Source organism: Psychroserpens sp. BH13MA-6, from assembly GCF_052983595.1.
Genome location: NZ_JBRJGE010000030.1, coordinates 1 through 1,548 on the forward strand (window position 1 = coordinate 1; position 1,548 = coordinate 1,548).

Annotated in this window: 3 protein-coding genes; all 3 read left to right on the plus strand. The window is 30.7% G+C overall.

From position 1 onward, the window contains the following. On the plus strand, window positions 1-191 hold a 191-nt coding region (locus tag ACU8DI_RS15300), incomplete at its 5' end, for a hypothetical protein (protein ID WP_447113664.1). Window positions 192-222: 31 nt separating this feature from the next. Next, complete coding sequence (locus ACU8DI_RS15305; protein ID WP_447113665.1) at window positions 223-666, plus strand: hypothetical protein; 444 nt, start codon at window positions 223-225, stop codon at window positions 664-666. A 153-nt stretch (window positions 667-819) separates the two neighbouring features. After that, entirely contained in the window at window positions 820-1,257 is a 438-nt protein-coding gene (locus ACU8DI_RS15310) for a hypothetical protein (protein WP_447113666.1), read from the plus strand. Window positions 1,258-1,548: the final 291 nt, after the last annotated feature.

Genomic DNA, 1,548 nt, shown 5'->3' on the forward strand with positions numbered 1-1,548 from the left:
AATTCACTATATTTAACCAAACGGAAAGAAATGTCCAGGCTCAGCCTCTCGCCTTTCTTTCCAGCGGAATTTTCGCCGCAAGCGGCTCATCCGAACGCAAAAGCGATCGGCTGAAATTCCGCAACAAATCATACACAATTACGTTGTGTGTAATTAAAAAAATCTTGCTGAAAAATTTTGAAACAGTTTAGAAAATTTAGTAAAGTTCATAACACAATGCTTTTGGACGAAAATTATTTATTCGCTTATAGTTGTGGCGACGGGTTTTCAAGTCGTGGATTAACGTTTGAATATTTAGTAGATTATGATTGCAACTACGAATTAGAATTGAGTGTTAATGCCCACGAAAAAAAGACAAAAAACAACTCTGACAAAATAATCGAAAAAGGTGTATTAGCTGGCGATGAGTTATTATTAATCGAAAAATTATTGTCTTCAGATTATAATTCTTTGAAACAAATATATGATTATGAAGGTTTGGACATAACTGATATTGGAATTCAACAAATTTTTATCAATTTGGATAAAACAACAAAATATGTAGAGATATTAGATGGATTACCAATCGAATGTTTTGAGTCAGAAGTTGAACTACTCTTATTTGAATTAAATAAATATATGCTGAATAAAAGTGAAATAATGTACGAAAATTGGACTGTAGATTAACTACACACAACAACGTGTATACCCAATTGCTTGGTCTGTGTGTACTCGGAAAATCCTACGGATTTTCCTCTGGTTCGTTTTCTTTTATTAACTTAGTTCTAACCAACGCAACTAGCCATAACACAAACACGTTGTAAAACATTTGTAAAAACCTTGAACGACATATTTAATCTAGGGAAAAATTACGAAATCAAAACTTCTTTATCTAAAACTGATTTAGAGGATCATCTGAATGATTTAAAGAACTTTGAATTTTACGAAAACGAAATGTATATAAATGGTTCATTCGTTCATGATTTGGGTTGGGATGATTTTGCAAATCCGAAATTGATATCCGTGAGATTTGAATTGGAAAATAATAACTTGAAAAATTTAAAAATTGGACCAACATTCTTGCTAAATTTTTTTCTAATTGGTTTACTATTGGGATTTTTAATAACTTCGTTAGAAGCTTTTAATAATCAAGTTGAATTGACTGACAAAATTGGTTATGGAATTACAGCATTTGGATTTTTAGCAAGTTTTTTAATTATTCGAATTTTTACTAAACGTAAAATAAAATCAACTAAAAGAAAATTAGAACTTGAATAAAAACGTTTTACAACACCGTGTATAATTAATTGCTCTTGTTGGCTAAGTAGACGATTATTTCCTACAAATTACTATCTTAGTCTCAACGGAAAAATTTGAGCAAAACAGCTTGCGTTTTTCACGCGGAACATCAGCCGCACACGCAAGCTGTTAAACCGCAACAAACCATACACAATTACGTTGGCATAAATTTAAAACAATACATCTGAAATCAATATTTGGAATATTTACAAGTATCATTTTCTTATCCTTTTTTTCGGATTACGGAATAAAAACTTCTGATCTTAAAAT